Consider the following 19,905-nt stretch of genomic DNA (forward strand, 5'->3'; position numbering starts at 1 on the left):
CTCCCACCGCGCTTCGCGCGGCACCCTCCCCTCAAGGGAGAGGGATATCCGCGTTACTCGAACACGATGCTCGGCACCGCGGCTTCCGCCGCGCCGCGTTCTTCATTGACCCTGTCCCAGACCTTAGAAGCGATGTCGCGGTAGATTTTTGCCTCGGCGCCATCGGGCTTCGAGACCACCACCGGTGTGCCGGCATCCGAGCTTTCGCGGATGCCCATCTCGAGCGGCACTTCGCCGAGGAAGGTGACGCCGAGGCGCTCGGCCTCGCGGCGCGCGCCTCCGTGGCCGAAGATATCGTAGCGCTTGCCGGTGTCGGGGGCGAGGAAGTAGCTCATGTTCTCGACGATGCCCAACAGCGGCACGTCCACCTTCTTGAACATGTTGAGGCCCTTTCGCGCATCGATCAGGGCCAGATCCTGCGGCGTCGAGACGATGACGGCGCCGGCGAGCGGCACCTGCTGGGCCATGGTCAGCTGCGCGTCGCCAGTGCCGGGGGGCATGTCGACGACGAGCACGTCGAGCGGACCCCACTCGACCTCGCGCAGCATCTGCGTCAGCGCCGACATCACCATCGGCCCGCGCCAGATCATCGGCGTCTCCTCATCGACGAGGAAGCCCATCGACATGACCTTCAGCCCGTAATTCTCCATTGGCTTCAGGACCTTGCCGTCGACGGTCTGCGGCCGGCCATGGATGTTGAGCAGCCGCGGCATGGACGGGCCGTAGATGTCGGCGTCAAGCACACCAACCCTCAAGCCGTTAGCGGCGAGGCCAAGAGCGATGTTGACGGCGGTGGTCGACTTGCCGACGCCGCCCTTGCCGGAAGCGACAGCGATGATCGCCTCGATGCCGGGCACGCCGCGTTTGCCCTGGCTGTGCGAGGCCGGAGCATGCGGAGCCGGGCGTGGCGCGGCAGCGGGTGCGGCCGCAGGTGTGGGCCTTGGGGCGGGCCTGGGAGCGGGTCTTTGCGGAACCGGAGCCTCCATGCCGCCACCCTTCTTTTCCGCCGTCAGCGCGACCACGGCGCCGGCGACACCGGGGATCGCCTTGACGACCCGTTCGGCTGCGGCGCGCAACGGCTCCATCTCCTGGGCCCGGGCGGCAGGAACGGTGATCGAGAAGAAGACCTTGGCATCGGCAATGAAAATCTCGGAAACCATGCCGAGGTCGACGATGTTGCCGGTGAAATCCGGCCCATTGACCGTCTTCAGGCGCTCGATGACGATTTCCTTGGTGACGTTTTCCTGGACGGCGGGCATCAGCTTTTCCTCTGCTTTTCCGCATCAGATAATGCAGTTCCCGAACAGAACCAAGCGGCGGAACGGCACGCGCAGTGGCATGGCTTCAAAAACTTGCGTCCACTTGTAGGGATTTGCGTCAATCGAAACGTCTTAGGAAGAGGCACGCCGATCGCGCGAGCTGCGGTCGCCAGAAGGCAAAGCAGCCCTATTTTCCTGCAGGGCTCGGGCGTGCTCGCCAGCAAGGAAGGAGACAATCATGCTCGCAAACAGCAACGCAACGGCCAATCTCGCGGTGAAAGATCTGGCGAAGGCCAGGTCTTTCTATGAGGGAACGCTCGGCCTGACAGAGGTACACAATGAGGGTGGCGAGTTGATCGTCTACAAAAGCGGCGACACCAGCATCAATGTGTACCACTCGAAGTTCGCCGGCACCAACAAGGCAACAGCGGTGACCTGGATGGTCGGCGACGAGATCGACACCGTCGTCAAGGCGCTGAAATCGAAGGGCGTGGTCTTCGAGCACTACGAGATGCCGGGCCTGACGCTGGAAGGCGACATCCACGTCGGTCACGGCATGAAGGTTGCCTGGTTCAAGGATCCGGACGGTAACATCCTGAACCTTGTGGACAGGTAGATTTCGCGCTGCCGCACAATACGATTTCAGGTGCCACTCACGTCACGCCGCCAGGCTGACCGCGAGGTAGGTAAGGGCCGAAATCGCGGCGGTGGCCGGCAGAGTGACAATCCAGGCGATGACGATGTTGCCGGCGATGCCCCAGCGCACAGCCGAGACGCGGCGGGCGGCGCCGACGCAGATAATGGCGCCGGTGATCGTATGCGTCGTCGACACCGGAATGCCGAGCCAAGTGGCGGCGAACAGGGTGATCGCACCGCCGGTCTCGGCGCAGAACCCCTGCATCGGGTTCAGCCGGGTGATCTTCGAGCCCATGGTGTGGACGATGCGCCAGCCGCCGAACAATGTGCCCAGCGCCAGCGCCGCCTGACAGGTGATGACGACCCATAGCGGCACGTAGAAATTCTCTCCGAGCATGCCTTGCGAATAGAGCAGCACGGCGATGATGCCCATGGTTTTCTGTGCGTCGTTGCCGCCATGGCCGAGCGAATAGAGCGAGGCGGAAACGAACTGCATGACGCGGAAAGTGTTGTCCACGGCGAACGGTGTCTGGCGCACGAACGCCCAGGAGACGGTAAGGATCAGGACAAGCGCCAGCAGAAATCCGGTCGCCGGCGACAGGACGATGGCCGCAATGGTCTTGCCGAGTCCGGTCCAGACGATGGCGCCGCCGCCTGCCTTTGCAACGCCGGCACCGACAAGTCCGCCGATCAGCGCGTGCGAGCTGCTGGAGGGGATGCCGACGAGCCAGGTGACGATATTCCAGACAATGGCACCGACGAGAGCGGCGAAGATCACCCCCGGGGTGACGATGCTGGCGTCGATGATGCCCGTTCCCAAGGTCTCGGCAACATGAAGGCCGAAGAACAGGAAGGCGATGAAATTGAAGAAGGCCGCCCACAGCACCGCATAGTGTGGCCTCAGCACACGCGTGGAGACGATGGTGGCGATAGAGTTGGCGGCATCGTGCAGGCCGTTGAGAAAATCGAAGAACAGCGCAACGGCGATGAGCCCGGCCAGCACGGGAAAGGCGATGGCGGCTTCCATTGGCTAAACGTTCTCGATGACGATGCCGCTGATCTCATTGGCGACGTCCTCGAACCGGTCGACCACTTTTTCCAGCTCGCCATAGATCTCGCTGCCGATCAGGTAGGCCATCGGGTCGCTGCGGCCATGCCTCTTGAACAGGTCCTTCAGGCCCTGCTCGTGCAGATCGTCGGCCCGGCCTTCCGCGCGCATGACCTCTTCGGCGATCGCATTGAGGCGCACGCTGTGGGCGCCGATCTTGCTGAGCAATGGGATGGCCTCGGCGACCAGCTTGGCTGCAATAACGATGACGCCGCCCATTTCCTGCATCAGCGGGTCGAATTCCTTCTTGTCGAACAGCTTCACCGTCTTGACGGTCTTGTGCATCATGTCGATGGCGTCATCCATCGACTGGATCAGGTCCTTGATGTCACCGCGATCGAAAGGCGTGATGAACGAGCGCCGCACGGAAAGCAGGACTTCCGCGGTGATGTGATCGGCCTGGTCTTCAAGATCGATGATCTTCTGGCACCAGCGATCGATGTCCTTGCCCTGGAGGAGCTGCTCGAGCGCCTCGGCGCCATCGACCACGGTGCGGGAGTGCTGCTCGAAGAGGTCGAAGAAGCGATCTTCGCGCGGCAGCAGCTTGCGGAACCAGCCCAGCATGTTCGATCTCCCGTGCCCCACGACCTCGCCTTATCCACATAGCGCCGCATGCCGCTGCGGGAAATAGTAAGCCGGCTGAAAGGTGTGGATGCTGCCGATTGCACATGCAGCTTGCGGCGGAAGGCAATTTCCCCGACCTTGGCACTGGACGCACCGGACAGATGGCATGATCGACAAGCTGGAATTCTTCATCGCGCTGGCCAGGGAAGAGCATTTCGGCCGGGCGGCGGAGGTGTGCGGCGTCACCCAGCCGACGCTTTCGGCCGGGATCAAGCAGCTGGAGGGCCAGCTCGGCGTGATGCTGGTATTGCGCGGCTCGCGCTTTCAGGGGCTGACGCCGGAGGGAGAACAGGTGCTGGTGTGGGCGCGCCGCATCGTCGGCGATACCCGCACCATGCGCGAGGAGATGCGGGCGGCGCGTCACGGCCTTTCGGGACGCATCCGCATCGCGGCCATCCCGACGGCGCTGGCCATGGTGGCGCGGCTGACGACACCCTTTCGGGCAAAACATCCCGGCGTGACCTTCTCGGTGCTGTCGCGCACCTCGATCGAGGTGCTGTCGCTGCTCGGCAATTTCGACATCGACGCCGGCATCACCTATCTCGACAACGAGCCACTGGGGCGGGTGACCAGCGTGCCGCTCTATGACGAGCGCTATCAGCTGATCACCGCCGTCGGAAACCCCTATTCCGACCGCGACAAAGTGACATGGGCGGAGCTCAGCCAGCTGCCGCTCTGCCTGTTGACGCCGGACATGCAGAACCGCCGCATCATCGACCAGCATTTGGCCGAAGCCGGCACGCAGGTGCGGCCGACACTCGAATCCAATTCGATGATCGTGCTGTTCTCCCATATCCGTACCGGCAAATGGTCGTCGATCATGCCGCTCAACCTCTCGGAAACATTCGGCTTTTCCGAGCCGATCCGGGCCATACCGATCGTCGAGCCGGATGCCAGCCACACCGTGGGGCTGGTTGCGACGCCGCGCGAGCCGCACACGCCGCTGGTCTCGGCGCTGCTGGACGAGGCGATGGCGCTGGCAGACGATTTCCGCGCCCGCCGTTGAGCTAGAGATTGCTGGATGAGTGGGATCGATAGAAGATTTCTATCGAGCAACGGATCGGCTTTATTGATTTGGCGGGTTTCCTCTGATTTCCTAAACACTTAGCGACATCGCATGTCGTTGCCCAAAAAGAACGTTTCGCACTTTTGGGCGACATGCATTGGATCGCAACGACCAGGGAGGGCGCTGCATGACAATGCAGCCTGCAAGTACCGAGATCGCGTCGCGCACGGCGGCGATCATCCAGGAGCTGAAGGGCCTCGAAGGCCCGCTATTGCCGATCCTCCACGGCATCCAAGAAGAGTTCGGCCATGTGCCGCAGGACGCGCTGCCGGTGATCGCCGAGGCGCTGAACATCTCCAAGGCGGAGGTGCACGGCGTCGTAACCTTCTACCATGACTACCGCAGCCACCCGGCCGGGCGGCATGTGCTGAAGCTCTGTCAGGCGGAAGCCTGTCAGTCGATGGGCTCGGATGCCATTGCCGCCAAGCTCAAGCAATTGCTGGGTATCGGTTTCCACGAGACGGCGCGCGACGGTTCGGTGACGCTGGAACCGGTCTATTGCCTCGGCCTTTGCGCCTGCGCGCCATCGGCGATGCTGGACGGCGCGGTGATCGGCCGGCTCGATGACGAAAAGCTCGACGAGATCGTTGCCGAGGTGCGCTCGTGATCCCGCGCATCTACATTCCGGGAGACTCCGGCGCGCTGGCGCTGGGTGCGGAAAAGGTCGCCAAGGCGATTGAGAGAGAATTGGCCGATCGCGGCATTGAGGCCAAGATCGTGCGCAACGGTTCGCGCGGCGCCTATTTCCTCGAGCCGATGGTCGAAGTGGCAACAACAGACAAGGGCCGCGTCGCCTACGGGCCGGTAAAGCCGTCCGACGTCAAAGGACTGTTCGACAGCGGCTTCCTCACCGGCGGTCACCACAAGCGCTGGCTGGGCGCGCCCGACAAGATCCCGTTCCTGGCCAGGCAGACGCGCCTGACCTTCGCGCGTTGCGGCGTCATCAATCCGCTGTCGCTCGATCACTACAAGGCACATGGCGGGCTGAAGGGCCTGCAGAACGCCGTGGCGATGGCGCCGGCCGACATCGTCAAGCAGGTCACCGAGTCGGGCCTGCGCGGTCGCGGCGGCGCCGGCTTCCCGACCGGCATCAAATGGAAAACGGTGCTCGATACGACGGCCGACAAAAAGTATATCGTCTGCAATGCCGACGAGGGCGACAGCGCCACCTTCGCCGACCGCATGATCATGGAGGGCGACCCCTTCGTGCTGATCGAGGGAATGGCGATCGCCGGCGTCGCGACCGGCGCGACCAAGGGTTTTGTCTATATCCGCTCGGAATATCCGCATGCGGTGGCGATGATGCAGAAGGCGGTCGAGGTCGCCCGCGAGGCGGGCCTGCTCGGCGTCAACGTGCTGGGCACGCCCAACGCCTTCGACTTGGAAATCCGCGTCGGCGCCGGTGCCTATGTCTGCGGCGAGGAGACCTCGCTGCTCAACAGCCTCGAAGGCAAGCGCGGCGTCGTTCGCACCAAGCCGCCACTGCCGGCCATCCAGGGCCTGTTCGGCAAGCCGACGGTAATCAACAACGTCATCTCGCTGGCATCGGTGCCTGTCATCATGGACAAGGGTGCTGCCTTCTACAAGGATTTCGGCATGGGCCGCTCGCGCGGCACCATTCCGATCCAGATCGCCGGCAATGTCAGATATGGCGGCCTGTTCGAGGCAGCGTTCGGCATGACGCTTGGCGAGATCGTCGATGACATCGGCGGCGGCACGGCGACCGGACGTCCGGTCAAGGCGGTGCAGGGCGGGGGTCCGTTGGGAGCTTATTTTCCCCGCGCCCTGTTCGACACGCCATTCGACTACGAGGCTTTCGCCGCCAAGGACGGGCTGATCGGCCATGCCGGCATCACCGTGTTCGACGACACCGCCGACATGCTGAAGCAGGCGCGCTTCGCCATGGAGTTCTGCGCCATCGAAAGCTGCGGCAAGTGCACGCCATGCCGCATCGGCTCGACGCGCGGCGTCGAGACGATCGACAAGATCGCCAGGGGTATCGAGCCGGAAAAGCAGATCGAGCTGGTGACAGACCTCTGCAACACGATGAAGTTCGGTTCGCTCTGTGCGCTGGGTGGCTTCACGCCCTACCCGGTGATGAGCGCAATCAACCACTTCCGCGATGATTTCAAGCCGGCGCCGGTCGCCGAAGCAGCAGAATAGGAGTCTCGCCATGGGTCTCGTTCAGGAAATCGACTACGGCACACCGGCCTCGACCTCCGAGAAGCAGGTGACGCTGACGGTTGACGGCTTCACCGTCACCGTGCCGGAAGGCACCTCGATCATGCGCGCCTCGATGGAGGCGGGCATCGCCATTCCGAAACTCTGCGCCACCGACATGGTCGACGCCTTCGGCTCCTGCCGGCTTTGCCTGGTCGAGATCGACGGCCGCAACGGCACGCCATCCTCCTGCACGACGCCGGTGGCGCCGGGCATGGTGGTGCATACCCAGACCGGAAGGCTGAAGGACATCCGCCGCGGCGTGATGGAGCTCTACATCTCCGACCATCCGCTCGACTGCCTGACCTGTGCTGCCAATGGCGACTGCGAATTGCAGACGCAGGCCGGCGTCGTCGGCCTGCGCGACGTGCGCTACGGCTATGAGGGCGACAACCACGTTTTCAAGAAGAACGACGGCGCAGAAAATTTCAAATGGATGGCGAAGGACGAGTCCAACCCGTACTTCACCTATGATCCGTCGAAATGCATCGTCTGCTCGCGCTGCGTGCGCGCCTGCGAGGAGGTGCAAGGCACCTTCGCGCTGACCATCGAGGGCCGCGGCTTCGAAAGCCGCGTCTCGCCCGGCATGCATCAGCTGTTCATCGACAGCGAATGCGTGTCCTGCGGTGCCTGCGTGCAGGCCTGCCCGACGGCGACGCTCTCCGAGAAATCGGTGATCAAGATCGGCCAGCCGGAGCATTCGGTCGTCACCACCTGCGCCTATTGCGGCGTCGGCTGCTCGTTCAAGGCCGAAATGCGCGGCGACGAGCTGGTGCGCATGGTGCCCTACAAGGACGGCAAGGCGAACCGTGGCCATAGCTGCGTCAAGGGACGTTTTGCCTACGGCTATTCGACCCACAAGGAGCGCATCCTCAATCCGATGATCCGCGAAAAGGTCACCGATCCATGGCGCGAAGTGTCGTGGGAAGAAGCGCTCACCCATACCGCCAACGAGTTCCGCCGCATCCAGTACCAGTATGGCCGCACCTCGATCGGCGGCATCACCTCGTCGCGCTGCACGAACGAGGAAACCTATCTGGTGCAGAAGCTGATCCGCCAGGGTTTCCGCAACAACAATGTCGACACCTGCGCCCGCGTCTGCCATTCGCCGACCGGCTATGGTCTTGGCCAGACATTCGGCACTTCGGCCGGCACCCAGGATTTCGATTCGATCGAGAAAACCGACGTGGTGATGATCATCGGTGCCAATCCGACCGACGCACATCCGGTATTTGCGTCGCGCATGAAGAAGCGGCTGCGCAAGGGCGCCAAGCTGATCGTGCTCGACCCGCGCCGCACCGATATCGTGCGCTCGGCCCATATCGAGGCGCAGCATCATCTGCCGCTGAAGCCCGGCACCAATGTCGCCGTGGTCACCGCGCTTGCCCACGTCATCGTCACCGAAGGCCTGTTCGATGAGGCCTTCATCCGCGAGCGCTGCGATTGGGACGAGTTCCAGGACTGGGCGTCGTTCGTGGCGCTGCCAGAAAACAGCCCTGAAGTGGTCGGTCAGCTTGCCAGTGTCGATCCCGAAGAGATCCGCGGCGCCGCTCGGCTGTTTGCCACCGGCGGCAATGGCGCGATCTATTACGGCCTCGGCGTGACCGAGCACAGCCAGGGCTCGACCACGGTCATCGCCATCGCCAACCTTGCCATGGCGACCGGCAATGTCGGCCGGCCGGGCGTCGGCGTGAACCCGCTGCGCGGCCAGAACAATGTCCAGGGCTCCTGCGACATGGGCTCGTTCCCGCATGAGCTGCCCGGCTATCGCCACGTCTCCGGCGACGCGGTGCGCGACATCTATGAGAGCCTGTGGGGCGTCAAGCTCGACGATGAGCCCGGCCTGCGCATCCCCAACATGCTGGACGCCGCCGTCGACGGCTCGTTCAAGGGCCTCTATGTGCAGGGCGAGGACATCCTGCAGTCGGATCCCGACACCAAGCATGTCGCCGCAGGGCTGGCGGCAATGGAATGCGTGGTCGTGCACGACCTCTTCCTCAACGAGACCGCCAACTACGCGCATGTCTTCCTGCCCGGCTCGACCTTCCTCGAGAAGGACGGCACCTTCACCAATGCCGAGCGCCGCATCAACCGCGTGCGCAAGGTGATGGCGCCGAAGAACGGGCTGGCCGACTGGGAAGTGACGCAGAAGCTCGCACAGACGATGGGGCTTGCCTGGAATTACCAGCATCCGTCGGAAATCATGGACGAGATCGCCAAGACGACGCCGAGCTTCGCCAGCGTCTCTTACGACTATCTGGAAAAGATGGGCTCGGTGCAGTGGCCCTGCAACGAGAAGGCGCCGGAAGGCACGCCGATCATGCATATCAGCGGTTTCGTGCGCGGCAAGGGCAAGTTCATCCGCACCGAATATGTTGCGACCGACGAGAGGACGGGACCGCGCTTCCCGCTGCTGCTGACCACCGGCCGCATCCTGTCGCAGTACAATGTCGGCGCGCAGACCCGGCGTACCGACAATATCATGTGGCACAGCGAGGACCGGCTTGAGATCCACCCGCATGACGCCGAAAACCGCGGCCTGCGCGACGGCGACTGGGTCCGCCTGACGAGCCGCTCCGGCGAGACGACGCTGCGCGCGCTGATCACCGACAAGGTGTCGCCTGGCGTGGTCTATACGACGTTCCACCACCCCGACACGCAGGCCAACGTCATCACCACCGACTTCTCCGACTGGGCAACCAACTGTCCGGAATATAAGGTGACGGCGGTGCAGGTAGGCGCGTCCAACGGACCGTCGGAATGGCAGATCGACTATGACGAGCAGGCCCGCAACAGCCGTCGCATCGCGACGCTGGAAGCAGCGGAGTAATCTTTGAGCGCGCGCCGCAAAGCCACGACGCAGATCTCGCGGCTGGCGCACCGCGCCGGCGGCACTGCGGCCGCCAACCGTATGGTGCCGGAAGAGACGCCGGTGGCGTTCTCCTTTGCCGGCACCACTCATGCGGTGATGATGGCAAGTCCCGCCGATTTCGAGGATTTCGCGCTCGGCTTCTCACTGACCGAAGGCATCATCGCCGACCGCCAAGAAATCGAGGCGATCGAAATCGAAGATCACGGCGCCGGCATCGACATCCAGATCAGCTTGAAGGACCAGGCCAATACGCGCTTCGAAGCGCGGCGCAGAAGGCTGGCCGGACCGGTCGGCTGCGGGCTGTGCGGCATCGAATCGATCGAGGAAGCGATGCGCTCGGTCGAGGCCGTCGGTTCGTCAAAACTTACGCTTGCGGCCGAAGATATCATCCGCTCGGTCAAGCTTCTGTCGAGGGTGCAGCCGCTGCACGCCGAGACCGGTGCGGTGCATGCCGCCGGCTTTTACATCCACGGCAAGGGCATCGTCATGGCGCGCGAGGATGTCGGCCGCCACAATGCGCTCGACAAGCTGGCCGGCGCACTGGCCAAAGCCGGCATCGACGGCACCTCGGGTGCCGTCGTCGTGACGTCGCGCGTTTCGGTTGAGATGGTGCAGAAGACGGCGGCGATAGGTGCTGCCTTCATCATTGCCGTCTCGGCACCGACGGCACTTGCCATCCGCACCGCAGAAGAGGCTGGCATGACGCTGGTGGCTCTCGTACGCGGCGATGATTTCGATATTTTCACCCACCCCGAACGGGTGGTTTCTGGAGTTGCCAAGCATGTCGCATGACGAAGGCCACATCATGAGCACCGGCGAGAAGCTGGTCCGCATGGCCAACCAGATCGCAGCCTTTTTTCACTCCAAGCCGCGCGAGGAAGGCATTGCCGGCGTCGCCGAGCACATCAACAAGTTCTGGGAACCGAGGATGCGGCGGCAATTGTTCGAAATGCTGGACAGCGGTGGCGAAGGCTTCAACGAGCTTGTCGTGGCCGCCTCGGTGAGGATCAAGCGGCCGAGTGCGCCGGAGGGCGCAGGTTTTAGCGCGGACGGGAGGGCCGAGATCGCCGCAGCGTCACAGAAATAGGCCAGCAAACGTCTCTTTAGCTGCCGCCGGCTTACATTCAACCTCTCTAAAGTTGCATCTGCCGCAATCCGCGCGCCTCTGCTATGATCCCGCGACCAGAAATCGTCGGGCCGGGCGGACAAACCTCGTGAGGCCGATCGAAACTCGATACGCCCGAAGCGGCGACGTGCGGATCGCCTACCAGGTGGTCGGCCAGGGATCGTTCGATCTCGTTTTCGTGCCGGGCTTCATTTCCAATCTCGATCTACACTGGGAAGACGAGGGTTACAGCCGTCTGCTGAAACGGCTTTCAGAGTTCTCGCGGCTGATCCTGTTCGACAAGCGCGGCACCGGCCTGTCCGATCGCGTCGATGCGCATCACCTGCCTAGTCTCGAAACCCGCATGGACGATGTGCGTGCGGTGATGGATGCCACTGGCAGCGGCCGTGCGGCATTGCTCGGTGCTTCGGAAGGCGCGCCGATGGCGATGCTGTTCGCCGCCACCTATCCGGAGCGGACCCGGGCGCTGGTGCTCTATGGCGGCTATGCACATTTCCACAAATGGGTGATGCCACCGGAACGCCTCGACGCCTTCATCGAGATGGCGGAGACCGCATGGGGCACCGGCGCCACCTTGCCTCATTTCGCGCCTGGCCGGGTTGACGATTCCCGTTTTGCAACATGGTGGGGGCGCTTCGAGCGGCTATCGGCGAGCCCGACGGCGGCAGCTGCCTTGGCGCGCATGAATGCGGGGATCGACGTGCGCGGCGTGCTGGCGGCGATCAGCGCACCAACGTTGCTGATCCATCGCCGCAACGATGCGCGGGTCGATCCCGACGCCAGTCGTTTCCTGGCCAAAAAGATCCCGAATGCCCGCCTGGTCGTGATCCCTGGCCGCGACCACCCGATTTGGACCGGCGACGTGGACCGGGTGGCCGACCTGATCGAGGAGTTTCTAACCGGCGAGCGCGCTGTCGCCGAGGCGGAGCGCGTGCTAGCCGCACTTCTAGCGACCCGCATCTACGATACCGCGCGCCTCGGCGACCGCATGTGGAGCGAGCGCAGCCAGCGTTTTCAGGAAACTTGGCGGCTGCTGGTCGGGCGCCATGGTGGCCGCTCTGCTGGAACGCATGGCGAGCTGATGATGTCGCGCTTCGACGCCCCGGCGCGTGCCATACGCTGTGCGGCGGCGCTGCGCGACGCGGCACAGAAGATCGGCGTGGCCACAGCGCAAGGTGCGCATGTCGGCGAGATCGAGTTGCGCGGACCGCCGGCGGGGCTGACAGGGCGCGTGACGATGCAGCTTGCCGCCCATGCCGGCAGCGGCGATATCCTCGCGTCCCGGCTGGTCGCCGATCTGGCAACCGGTTCGGGCCTTCATTTCACCGATGCCGGGCGGATCGCGCTTGACGAACTCGATGAGCCGCTCGCCCTGGTGCATGCGACGTCCGAACAGCATCTGGAGCCCGCCTGCCGGCCCAAAGCCCGGATGACCGAGCCGGCAGCGCTGACGGCACGCGAAAGCGAGGTGGTGAGCCTGATTGCCGACGGCAAGAGCAATGCCGCGATTGCCGCCGAACTCAGGCTGAGCGAGCACACGGTCAAGCGCCACGTCGCCAACATATTGCTCAAGCTGGATCTGCCGTCGCGCGCGGCTGCGGCGGCGTTTTCTGCCAGGCACGCTGGCCCGGACGGGCCATGAGAGCCATGGCGCTTTCGGGCGAAGCGGCCACGGAAGCGTAAGCGTATCAATTCTCTCCGCAGGCCAGGCGGATGTCGCCGAGAAAAGGCACCGCGAAGGGAGGATGAAATGTTGAAATGGAAGATCCAATCATTGGTGATGGCAGCAGGCATTGGTGCGCTCCTGACTGTTGCCCCGGCAAAGGCCGAGGATGCTTCGGCAACGGCTGCCTACAAGGATATCCAGGCGACGCTCGGCTCGGTGCCGGACATGTTCAGGACACTGCCGGACGTCGCGGTCGCCGGCGCCTGGGCTGAGATCAAAGGGGTGCAGCTCAACCCGAAAACCGCGCTCGATGGCAAGACCAAGGAGTTGATGGGCCTCGCTGTCGCTGCGCAGATCCCCTGCCAGTACTGCATCTATTTCCACACGCAGGCAGCCAAGCTCAATGGCGCAACCGACGAGGAGATCAAGGAAGCGGTGGCGATGGCCGCGATCGTGCGCCACTGGTCGACGATGCTCAACGGCAGCCAGGTCGATCTCGCGACTTTCAAGCAGCAGGCCGATGAGGTGTTCGCCGCCGTCAAGGCGAAGTCACAGTAGAAAAATCACTCCCCGGCGATGAACGCCGGACAGCGCCGATCAATCAAACGCCCGCTCGTGAAGACGGGCACATGGAGGATACAATGGTGACCAAGACACAGGCCGTGGACGGCGCGGCGATCAAGAAAGCGATCGAAGGCCGTGACGGAAAATTGCTGTCGAGCTTCTATGCCGACGACGCGCTGGTGCGGGTAATCGACCGCAACAATCCGCCGAGCAAGCCGCGCGAAATCCGCGGGCGCGCGGCGATCAGCACGTTCTGGGACGACATCTGCAGCCGGGCGATGACCCACAAGGTCGACACCACCATCGCCGACGGCGACAACCTCGCCTTCACCCAGGCCTGCGACTACCCGGACGGCACAAAAGTGTTCTGCGCGGCGATGCTGGAGCTGAAGGACGGCCAGATTGCGCGGCAGACCGTCGTGCAGGCATGGGACGAGTGAGGAGGCGGCCATGTTCAGCGCCAGATGGCAGATCGACGCCAAGTTCGGGCACAAGCAGGCAGTGCTCGACTTGTTGAAAAAATGGGAACGCGAGATCGGCTCGCAGGTCGGTCTCGCCGAGCTTGAGTTCCAGATCATGACCGGTTCGATCGGCGCACGGGAGGCGACGGTCGAGTCACACCACCAGGTCGAAAGCCTGGCACAACTGGAGGAATTCTTCGCCAAGATCGGCAAGATCGACGCGCACGCCAAATGGGGGAAGGAGATGGAGCCCTATGTGGTGTCGGGCACCAGCCTGTGGAACATCTATCGCATTGTGGAGTAGCGCTCTTCTGCCCGTTAACGGGAAGAAGATGCCGGCAGGCAGATAAGGGGCAGCGCCAAGTTGGCAGAAGCTTGTGCTGCCCCTCATCCGCCCTTCGGGCCACCTTCTCCCCGTGAGCGGGGAGAAGGGAAGGCGCTAGCCGTGTGCCACCATCACATGCCGCACGGCGGTATAATCCTCCAGGGCATAGAGTGACATGTCCTTTCCGTAGCCGGACTGTTTCAGCCCGCCATGCGGCATCTCGTTGGTCAGCATGAAATGGGTGTTGATCCAGGTGCAGCCATATTGCAACCGAGCGGCTGTCGCCATGGCGCGCGAGACATCCTTGGTCCACACCGAGGACGCGAGGCCATAGTCGCTGTCATTGGCCCAGCTCACCGCCTCGTCGACTTCGGAAAAGCGAGTGACCGAGACGACCGGCCCGAACACTTCGCGGCGCACGATCTCGTCTTCCTGCAAGGCGCCGGCGACGACCGTCGGCTGGTAGAAGAAGCCGGAGCCCTCGCCCGGCTTGCCACCGGTGGTGATCTCGATGTGCTTCAACTCGGAGGCGCGTTCGACGAAGCTCGAAACGCGGTCGCGCTGGCGGCGTGAGATGAGCGGCCCGATCTCGTTCTCGGTGTCGTCGGGGCGGTTGTACTTGATGGTCGAGACGGCCGAGGAAAGGTCGGCGACAAGCTTGTCGTAGATCTTCTTGCCGGCATAGATGCGACAGGCGGCGGTGCAGTCCTGGCCGGCATTGTAATAGCCGAAGGCGCGCAGGCCGTTGATCACCGCGCCCAGGTCGGCGTCATCGAAGACGATGACCGGCGCCTTGCCACCGAGCTCGAGATGGGTGCGCTTGACCGACTTGGCGGCCGCCTGCAGCACCTTCTTGCCGGTGGCGACATCGCCGGTGATCGAGATCATGTTGATTTTCGGGTGGTTGATCAGCGTGTTGCCGACGCTGTCTCCGCGGCCGAGCACGACATTGACGACGCCTTCCGGCAGGATCTCGGCTAGTATCTTCGCCAGCTTTAGCGCCGTCAGCGGCGTCTGCTCCGACGGTTTGAAAACCACGGTATTGCCGCCGGCGATCGCCGGCGCCAGCTTCCAGGCCATCATCATCAGCGGGTAGTTCCACGGCGCGATCGAAGCGACGACGCCGATGGCGTCGCGCCGGACCATCGAAGTGTGGCCGGGGATGTATTCGCCGGCGACCTGCCCGGGCATCGAGCGGACGGCACCGGCAAAGAAGCGGTAGCAATCGACGATCGCCGGGATCTCGTCGTTGAGCACGGCATTGATCGGCTTGCCGCAATTGAGCGCCTCGAGTGCGGCGAAATCCTTCGCGTCGGCCTCGATGCGGTCGGCGATCTTCAGGAGATAGCCCGCGCGCTGCGCCGGCGTGGTGCGCGACCAGGTGACGAAAGCCTTTTCGGCCGCCAGCACCGCTGCCTCGATCTGCGCCTGGCTGGCTTCAGGCAGGTTGAGGATGGTCGCCCCGGTCTTCGGATTGAGGATCGGCTCCTCGGTCTCGGTGCCCTTCTCGAATTTCGAGCCGATCAGCATCTTTGTGTCCATGGAAGTCTCTCCCTTATGGATTTTTGACGTCATTTGCCCGAACCGGCGATCTGGTCGCCGTCGCGGGTCAGGTAGTAGGCGGCGAGGATGGGCAGCAGCGTCACCAGCACGACAACCATGGCCACGACATTGGTGACCGGGCGCTGGCGCGGACGGATCAACTCCTCCAGCATCCAGATCGGCAACGTCTGTTGCTGGCCGGCGGTGAAGGTGGTGACAATGACCTCGTCGAACGACAGCGCGAAGGCGAGCATGCCGCCAGCGAGCAGGGCGGTGGCGATGTTGGGCAGCACGACATGGCGGAACGTCTGGAAGCCGTCGGCGCCAAGGTCCATCGACGCCTCTATCATCGAGCCGGAGGTGCGGCGGAAGCGGGCGACGGCGTTGTTGTAAACGACGACGACGCAGAAGGTGGCGTGGCCGAGCACGATCGTCCAGAAGGAGAACGGAATCTCGGCCAGCGAAAAGGCCGAACGCAACGCGATGCCCGTGATGATGCCGGGCAGCGCTATCGGCAGGATGACCAGCAGCGAGATGGTTTCGCGGCCAAAGAACCGTGTTCGCGACACGGCGGCCGCGCAGAGCGTGCCGAGGACCAGGGCGACGGCGGTTGAGATGGCAGCGACCCGGACCGACAGCGACAGCGCTTGCCAAACGTCCGGGCGGTTCCAGGTGACAGCGAACCACTGCGTCGTCAGCCCCGGCGGCGGCCAGACGAAGCTCTTTTCCTCGGTCGTGAAGGCATAGATAAAGATCAGGAGGATCGGCAGATGCAGGAACAGCAGGCCGCAGGCGGCGGCGACCTTCAGGCCGAGAGGAGCGGGTTGTGAGCCATCAGAGCGCATCGAAAGCTCCCATGCGCTTGGCGCCCCAGAGATAGAAGCCCATGATGACGATGGGCACCACGGTGAAGGCGGCGGCAAGCGGAATGTTGCCGGCGGTGCCCTGCTGCGAATAGACGGCCTGTCCGATGAACAGCCGCGAGGTGCCGATGATCTGCGGGATGATGTAATCGCCGAGCGTCAGCGAGAAGGTGAAGATCGAGCCGGCGACGATGCCCGGCAGTGCCAGCGGGAACAGCACGTTGCGGAAGGTCTGGCCGGGCGAGGCGCCGAGATCGGACGAGGCCTCGACCAGATTGCCCGGCACGCGCTCGAGTGCCGCCTGCACCGGCAGGATCATGAAGGGCAGCCAGACATAGACGAAGACGATGAAGGTGCCGGTGGACGACACCGACAGCGAATTGCCGCCGACGATCGGCAGCAACAGCCAACCATCAACAAGCCATAGAAGATGCAGCTTGGCGAGCAGCCAGGTCAGGATGCCTTCCTTGGCGAGGATGAGCTTCCAGGCGTAGATCTTGACCAGATAGCTCGACCACAGCGGCAGCATGATGCCGAGATAGAACAGCGCCTTCCAGCGGCCGCGCGCATAGCGCGCCGCGTAATAGGCGATGGGGAAAGCGATGACCGCCGAGGCGAGCGTGACCAGGGCCGCCATCGTCACCGTGCGCAGGATGATGTCGAGATTGGCGGCCTGCAGCAGATCGCCATAGGTCTTCAGCGTGAATTCGCGGTTGATGAGGCCGGAGAATTCGTCGATCGAGAAAAAACTCTGCAAGAGCAGCGCGAACAGCGAGCCGATATAGACGATGCCGAGCCACAGCACCGGCGGCAGCAGCATCAACAGCAGCAGCAGCTTCGGCTTGCGCCAGAAGACGTCGGACAAGGCGCCACGCATGCCGCCGCTTCCCGGCAGGATGGCGGGCGCGGGATTGGAGTTGAGCACGGCGATTGTCATGACGCCGCTCTGTCTTGGCGGAGGAAATATGAGAGGCCGCGATCCTTCGCGCCCCCCTCTGTCCTGCCGGACATCTCCCCCACTTGGGGGGAGATTAGCTGTCGCGACTGCTTTCGCAAATCTCCAACATTGCAGGATTGGCGGCGAGCTCGAAGCTGCCGATCTCCCCCCAAGTGGGGGAGATGTCCGGCAGGACAGAGGGGGGCGCCGTGGAGCGCCTCACTCAGTCCACTAGCTACCTTCAGCGCCATCATCCGGGCTCGTCCATCAGATGCAGATGCTCGCGGTTGAAGGTGAGCATGACCGCCTCACCCTCCCTCGGCAATTTCGCACCCGCTGGCACGATGGCGTGCAGCCTCAGCCCGTCGGCATCGAGCGCCAGTCTTGTCGTGGCGCCGAGATAGTTGGTCGAGACGAGGCGAGCGGCAACGCCGTCGCCCTTGGCCGCTCGACCAATGCGAATGGATTCAGGACGCAGGCTCCCCCAGCGATGCTGGCCGGAATAACGCTGGACGAAATCAGGCGGCAGCACATTGGACGAGCCGACGAAATCGGCGACGAAACGCGTCTTCGGGCGCTGGTAGATGTCCTCCGGCGTGCCGATCTGCATGACCTTGCCGTCGTTGAAGACGGCGACGCGGTCGGCCATCGAAAGGGCCTCGCCCTGGTCATGGGTGACGAAGACGAAGGTGATGCCGAGCGCCTTCTGCAGCGACTTCAGCTCCTCCTGCATGTTCTCGCGCAGCTTGAGGTCGAGCGCGCCAAGCGGTTCATCGAGCAGCAGCACCTTGGGCTGGTTGACCAGCGCGCGAGCGAGCGCGACGCGCTGGCGCTGGCCACCGGAGAGCTGGCCGGGACGGCGGGCGCCGTAGCCCGGGAGCCGCACCAGCGATAGCGCCTCCTCGGCTGCCTTGTGCCGCTCGGCTTTCCCGACTCCCTTGACCATTAGCCCATAGGCGACATTGTCGAGCACGTTCAGATGCGGAAACAGCGCGTAGTCCTGAAACACGGTGTTGACGTTGCGGCGGTAAGGCGGAACGCCTTCGGCACGTTCGCCGAAGATGGAGATCGAGCCCGATGTCGGCTGCTCGAAGCCGGCGATCAGGCGCAGGCAGGTCGTCTTGCCGGAACCGGAAGGCCCAAGCATGGCAAAGAACTCGCCCGGCACGATGTCGAGATCGACCATATCGACGGCGCGCACGCTGCCGAAATGGCGAGAGACTTTGGCGAACGAAACGGCTGGTGTCATGGGTTGTCCCAGGCTGATCAAATTCAGGCGACGGCGCTGCCCTCATCCGCCTGCCCGCACCTTCTCCCCGTATAGTGACAGGGAGAAGGGGGCTTACCTAAACGCCGGCGTCCTCCCTCTCCCGTCGGGGAGAGGGTGAGAGTGAGGGCAGTGATACGTTCTCAGAACGAGTGAGACGAACTCACCGCCCGCCGATGACGCCAATGTAATCCGACACCCAGCGATAGTAAGGCACGCACTGGTCGTTCTGGGTGGCGCATTTCGACACTGGCGTCTTCCAGAACTTGATCTTTTCGAAATTGTCGTAGCCGTTGGTCTTGCAGCCTTCTTCGCCGAGCAGTTCGTTGCCTTTGCAGGCAGCCGGCACCACCGGCAACGAGCCGAACCAGGCGGAAATGTCGCCCTGGACTTTCGGCGACAGCGAATGTTCCAGCCACATATAGGCGCAGTTCGGGTGGGCTGCGTCGGCCTCCATCATGGTGGTGTCGGCCCAGCCGGTGACGCCTTCTTGCGGAATAGTCGAAGCGACCGGTTTCTTGGCGGCAACCAGCGTGTTGACCTGGTAGGGCCATGAACCTGAAGCAACAACGCCTTCGTTCTGGAAGTCGTCGACCTGGATGGCGGCGTCATGCCAGTAGCGTCCGACCAGCGTGCGCTGGACGCGCAGCAGATCTAGCGCGGCCTTGTACTGATCCTCGGTCAGCTCGTAGGGATCCTTGATGCCGAGCTCCGGCTTGTGAAACATCAGATAGTTGGCGGCATCGGCGACATGGATCGGCCCGTCATAGGCCTGGACGCGGCCCTTGTTCGACTTGCCGTCAGGCAAGGTCATCTCCTCGAAGACGACGTTCCAGCTCTTCGGCGCTTCCTTGAACACCTCGGTGTTGTACATCAGCACATTCGGGCCCCACTGGTAGGGGACGCCGTAGTGGACGCCGCCGACCGTGAACCACGGCGCATCCTTGAGCCGGTCGTCGACCGTCTTCCAGCTCGGGACGAGATCGGTGTTGATCGGCTGGACGCGCTTGCCGGCGACGAGGCGCAGCGACGCGTCGCCCGAGGCGGTGACGAGATCGAAGCCGCCCTCATTCATCAGCGCGACCATTTCGTCGGACGTGTTGGCCGTCTTGACGTTGACCTTGCAGCCTGTGTCCTTCTCGAAGGACGTGACCCAGTCGTAGCCCTTGTCAGTTTCGCCGCGCTCGATGTAGCCGGGCCAGGCGACAATGTTGACCTGGCCTTCGCCCTTGCCGAGTTCCTTGACCTGAGCGATCGCCTGGCCGGAGAAGGTCAGCGCGACCGTCAATGCAGTGCATGACTTCAGGAATGAATTCATCGTCGATCTCCCATTTGAGGGGCCGCACTGTCGCGGCGGCTTGGTCCCGAC

At 63.5% G+C, this 19,905-nt stretch carries 19 protein-coding genes; 11 read left to right on the forward strand and 8 right to left on the reverse strand.

Annotated features, from left to right (window positions below; translation table 11 throughout):
* Positions 1–53: 53 nt before the first annotated feature.
* Complete coding sequence (locus EOB36_RS21000) at positions 54–1,259, reverse strand: Mrp/NBP35 family ATP-binding protein (protein ID WP_095482989.1); 1,206 nt, start codon at positions 1,257–1,259, stop codon at positions 54–56.
* 238 nt (positions 1,260–1,497) lie between these two features.
* On the opposite strand from EOB36_RS21000, the gene EOB36_RS21005 reads away from it, so the two are divergent.
* Positions 1,498–1,875, forward strand: a complete 378-nt coding sequence (locus EOB36_RS21005) for a VOC family protein (RefSeq protein WP_095482990.1) — start codon at positions 1,498–1,500, stop codon at positions 1,873–1,875.
* A gap of 42 nt (positions 1,876–1,917) precedes the next feature.
* Here the strand turns inward: EOB36_RS21005 and EOB36_RS21010 are convergent, their stop codons facing one another.
* The gene (locus tag EOB36_RS21010) at positions 1,918–2,922 is read right to left on the reverse strand and encodes an inorganic phosphate transporter (protein WP_128285618.1); all 1,005 of its coding nucleotides are present in this window, start codon (positions 2,920–2,922) and stop codon (positions 1,918–1,920) included.
* A 3-nt stretch (positions 2,923–2,925) separates the two neighbouring features.
* Complete coding sequence (locus tag EOB36_RS21015) at positions 2,926–3,567, reverse strand: DUF47 domain-containing protein (protein ID WP_095482992.1); 642 nt, start codon at positions 3,565–3,567, stop codon at positions 2,926–2,928.
* A gap of 166 nt (positions 3,568–3,733) precedes the next feature.
* On the opposite strand from EOB36_RS21015, the gene EOB36_RS21020 reads away from it, so the two are divergent.
* The 10 genes from EOB36_RS21020 (at position 3,734) to EOB36_RS21065 (ending at position 13,906) form a co-directional block, all read left to right on the forward strand.
* Complete coding sequence (locus EOB36_RS21020; protein ID WP_095482993.1) at positions 3,734–4,633, forward strand: LysR family transcriptional regulator; 900 nt, start codon at positions 3,734–3,736, stop codon at positions 4,631–4,633.
* A 187-nt stretch (positions 4,634–4,820) separates the two neighbouring features.
* Positions 4,821–5,300 (forward strand): formate dehydrogenase subunit gamma, encoded by a 480-nt coding sequence (locus EOB36_RS21025; protein WP_095482994.1) that lies wholly within the window; start codon positions 4,821–4,823, stop codon positions 5,298–5,300.
* A complete protein-coding gene (locus tag EOB36_RS21030; protein ID WP_128285619.1) occupies positions 5,297–6,856 on the forward strand; it encodes an NADH-quinone oxidoreductase subunit NuoF in 1,560 nt (519 codons plus the stop codon). Before EOB36_RS21025 ends, EOB36_RS21030 begins: the two co-directional genes overlap by 4 nt.
* Positions 6,857–6,866: 10 nt before the next feature.
* Positions 6,867–9,743 carry a formate dehydrogenase subunit alpha gene (gene fdhF, locus EOB36_RS21035; protein ID WP_095483046.1) on the forward strand — a complete coding sequence of 959 codons (2,877 nt, stop codon included), beginning with the start codon at positions 6,867–6,869 and terminating at the stop codon, positions 9,741–9,743.
* A gap of 3 nt (positions 9,744–9,746) precedes the next feature.
* Positions 9,747–10,577: a formate dehydrogenase accessory sulfurtransferase FdhD gene (fdhD, locus tag EOB36_RS21040; protein ID WP_095482996.1), complete on the forward strand. Its 831-nt coding sequence runs from the start codon at positions 9,747–9,749 to the stop codon at positions 10,575–10,577.
* Positions 10,567–10,872 (forward strand): formate dehydrogenase subunit delta, encoded by a 306-nt coding sequence (locus EOB36_RS21045; RefSeq protein WP_095482997.1) that lies wholly within the window; start codon positions 10,567–10,569, stop codon positions 10,870–10,872. The genes fdhD and EOB36_RS21045 overlap by 11 nt, the downstream gene beginning before the upstream one ends.
* A gap of 127 nt (positions 10,873–10,999) precedes the next feature.
* Positions 11,000–12,553 carry an alpha/beta fold hydrolase gene (locus tag EOB36_RS21050; protein ID WP_095482998.1) on the forward strand — a complete coding sequence of 518 codons (1,554 nt, stop codon included), beginning with the start codon at positions 11,000–11,002 and terminating at the stop codon, positions 12,551–12,553.
* 108 nt (positions 12,554–12,661) lie between these two features.
* Positions 12,662–13,135, forward strand: coding sequence for a carboxymuconolactone decarboxylase family protein (locus tag EOB36_RS21055; protein WP_095482999.1), 474 nt, complete (start codon positions 12,662–12,664; stop codon positions 13,133–13,135).
* 83 nt (positions 13,136–13,218) lie between these two features.
* The gene (locus EOB36_RS21060) at positions 13,219–13,581 is read left to right on the forward strand and encodes a nuclear transport factor 2 family protein (protein WP_095483047.1); all 363 of its coding nucleotides are present in this window, start codon (positions 13,219–13,221) and stop codon (positions 13,579–13,581) included.
* Between the two features lie 10 nt (positions 13,582–13,591).
* Complete coding sequence (locus tag EOB36_RS21065) at positions 13,592–13,906, forward strand: hypothetical protein (RefSeq protein ID WP_095483000.1); 315 nt, start codon at positions 13,592–13,594, stop codon at positions 13,904–13,906.
* 135 nt (positions 13,907–14,041) lie between these two features.
* Here EOB36_RS21065 and EOB36_RS21070 read toward each other — a convergent pair whose 3' ends face one another.
* The 5 genes from EOB36_RS21070 to EOB36_RS21095 form a co-directional block, all read right to left on the reverse strand.
* The gene (locus EOB36_RS21070) at positions 14,042–15,469 is read right to left on the reverse strand and encodes a gamma-aminobutyraldehyde dehydrogenase (RefSeq protein WP_095483001.1); all 1,428 of its coding nucleotides are present in this window, start codon (positions 15,467–15,469) and stop codon (positions 14,042–14,044) included.
* Positions 15,470–15,498: 29 nt separating this feature from the next.
* Positions 15,499–16,314, reverse strand: coding sequence for an ABC transporter permease (locus EOB36_RS21075; RefSeq protein WP_095483002.1), 816 nt, complete (start codon positions 16,312–16,314; stop codon positions 15,499–15,501).
* Positions 16,304–17,269: an ABC transporter permease gene (locus EOB36_RS21080; RefSeq protein WP_095483003.1), complete on the reverse strand. Its 966-nt coding sequence runs from the start codon at positions 17,267–17,269 to the stop codon at positions 16,304–16,306. The genes EOB36_RS21075 and EOB36_RS21080 overlap by 11 nt, the downstream gene beginning before the upstream one ends.
* A 250-nt stretch (positions 17,270–17,519) precedes the next feature.
* Positions 17,520–18,518, reverse strand: a complete 999-nt coding sequence (locus EOB36_RS21090; RefSeq protein ID WP_095483004.1) for an ABC transporter ATP-binding protein — start codon at positions 18,516–18,518, stop codon at positions 17,520–17,522.
* A gap of 181 nt (positions 18,519–18,699) precedes the next feature.
* Positions 18,700–19,854, reverse strand: coding sequence for an ABC transporter substrate-binding protein (locus tag EOB36_RS21095; RefSeq protein ID WP_095483005.1), 1,155 nt, complete (start codon positions 19,852–19,854; stop codon positions 18,700–18,702).
* Positions 19,855–19,905: the final 51 nt, after the last annotated feature.

The organism is Mesorhizobium sp. M6A.T.Cr.TU.017.01.1.1 (assembly GCF_004023115.1).
GTDB classification, from domain to species: Bacteria; Pseudomonadota; Alphaproteobacteria; order Rhizobiales; family Rhizobiaceae; genus Mesorhizobium; species Mesorhizobium mediterraneum.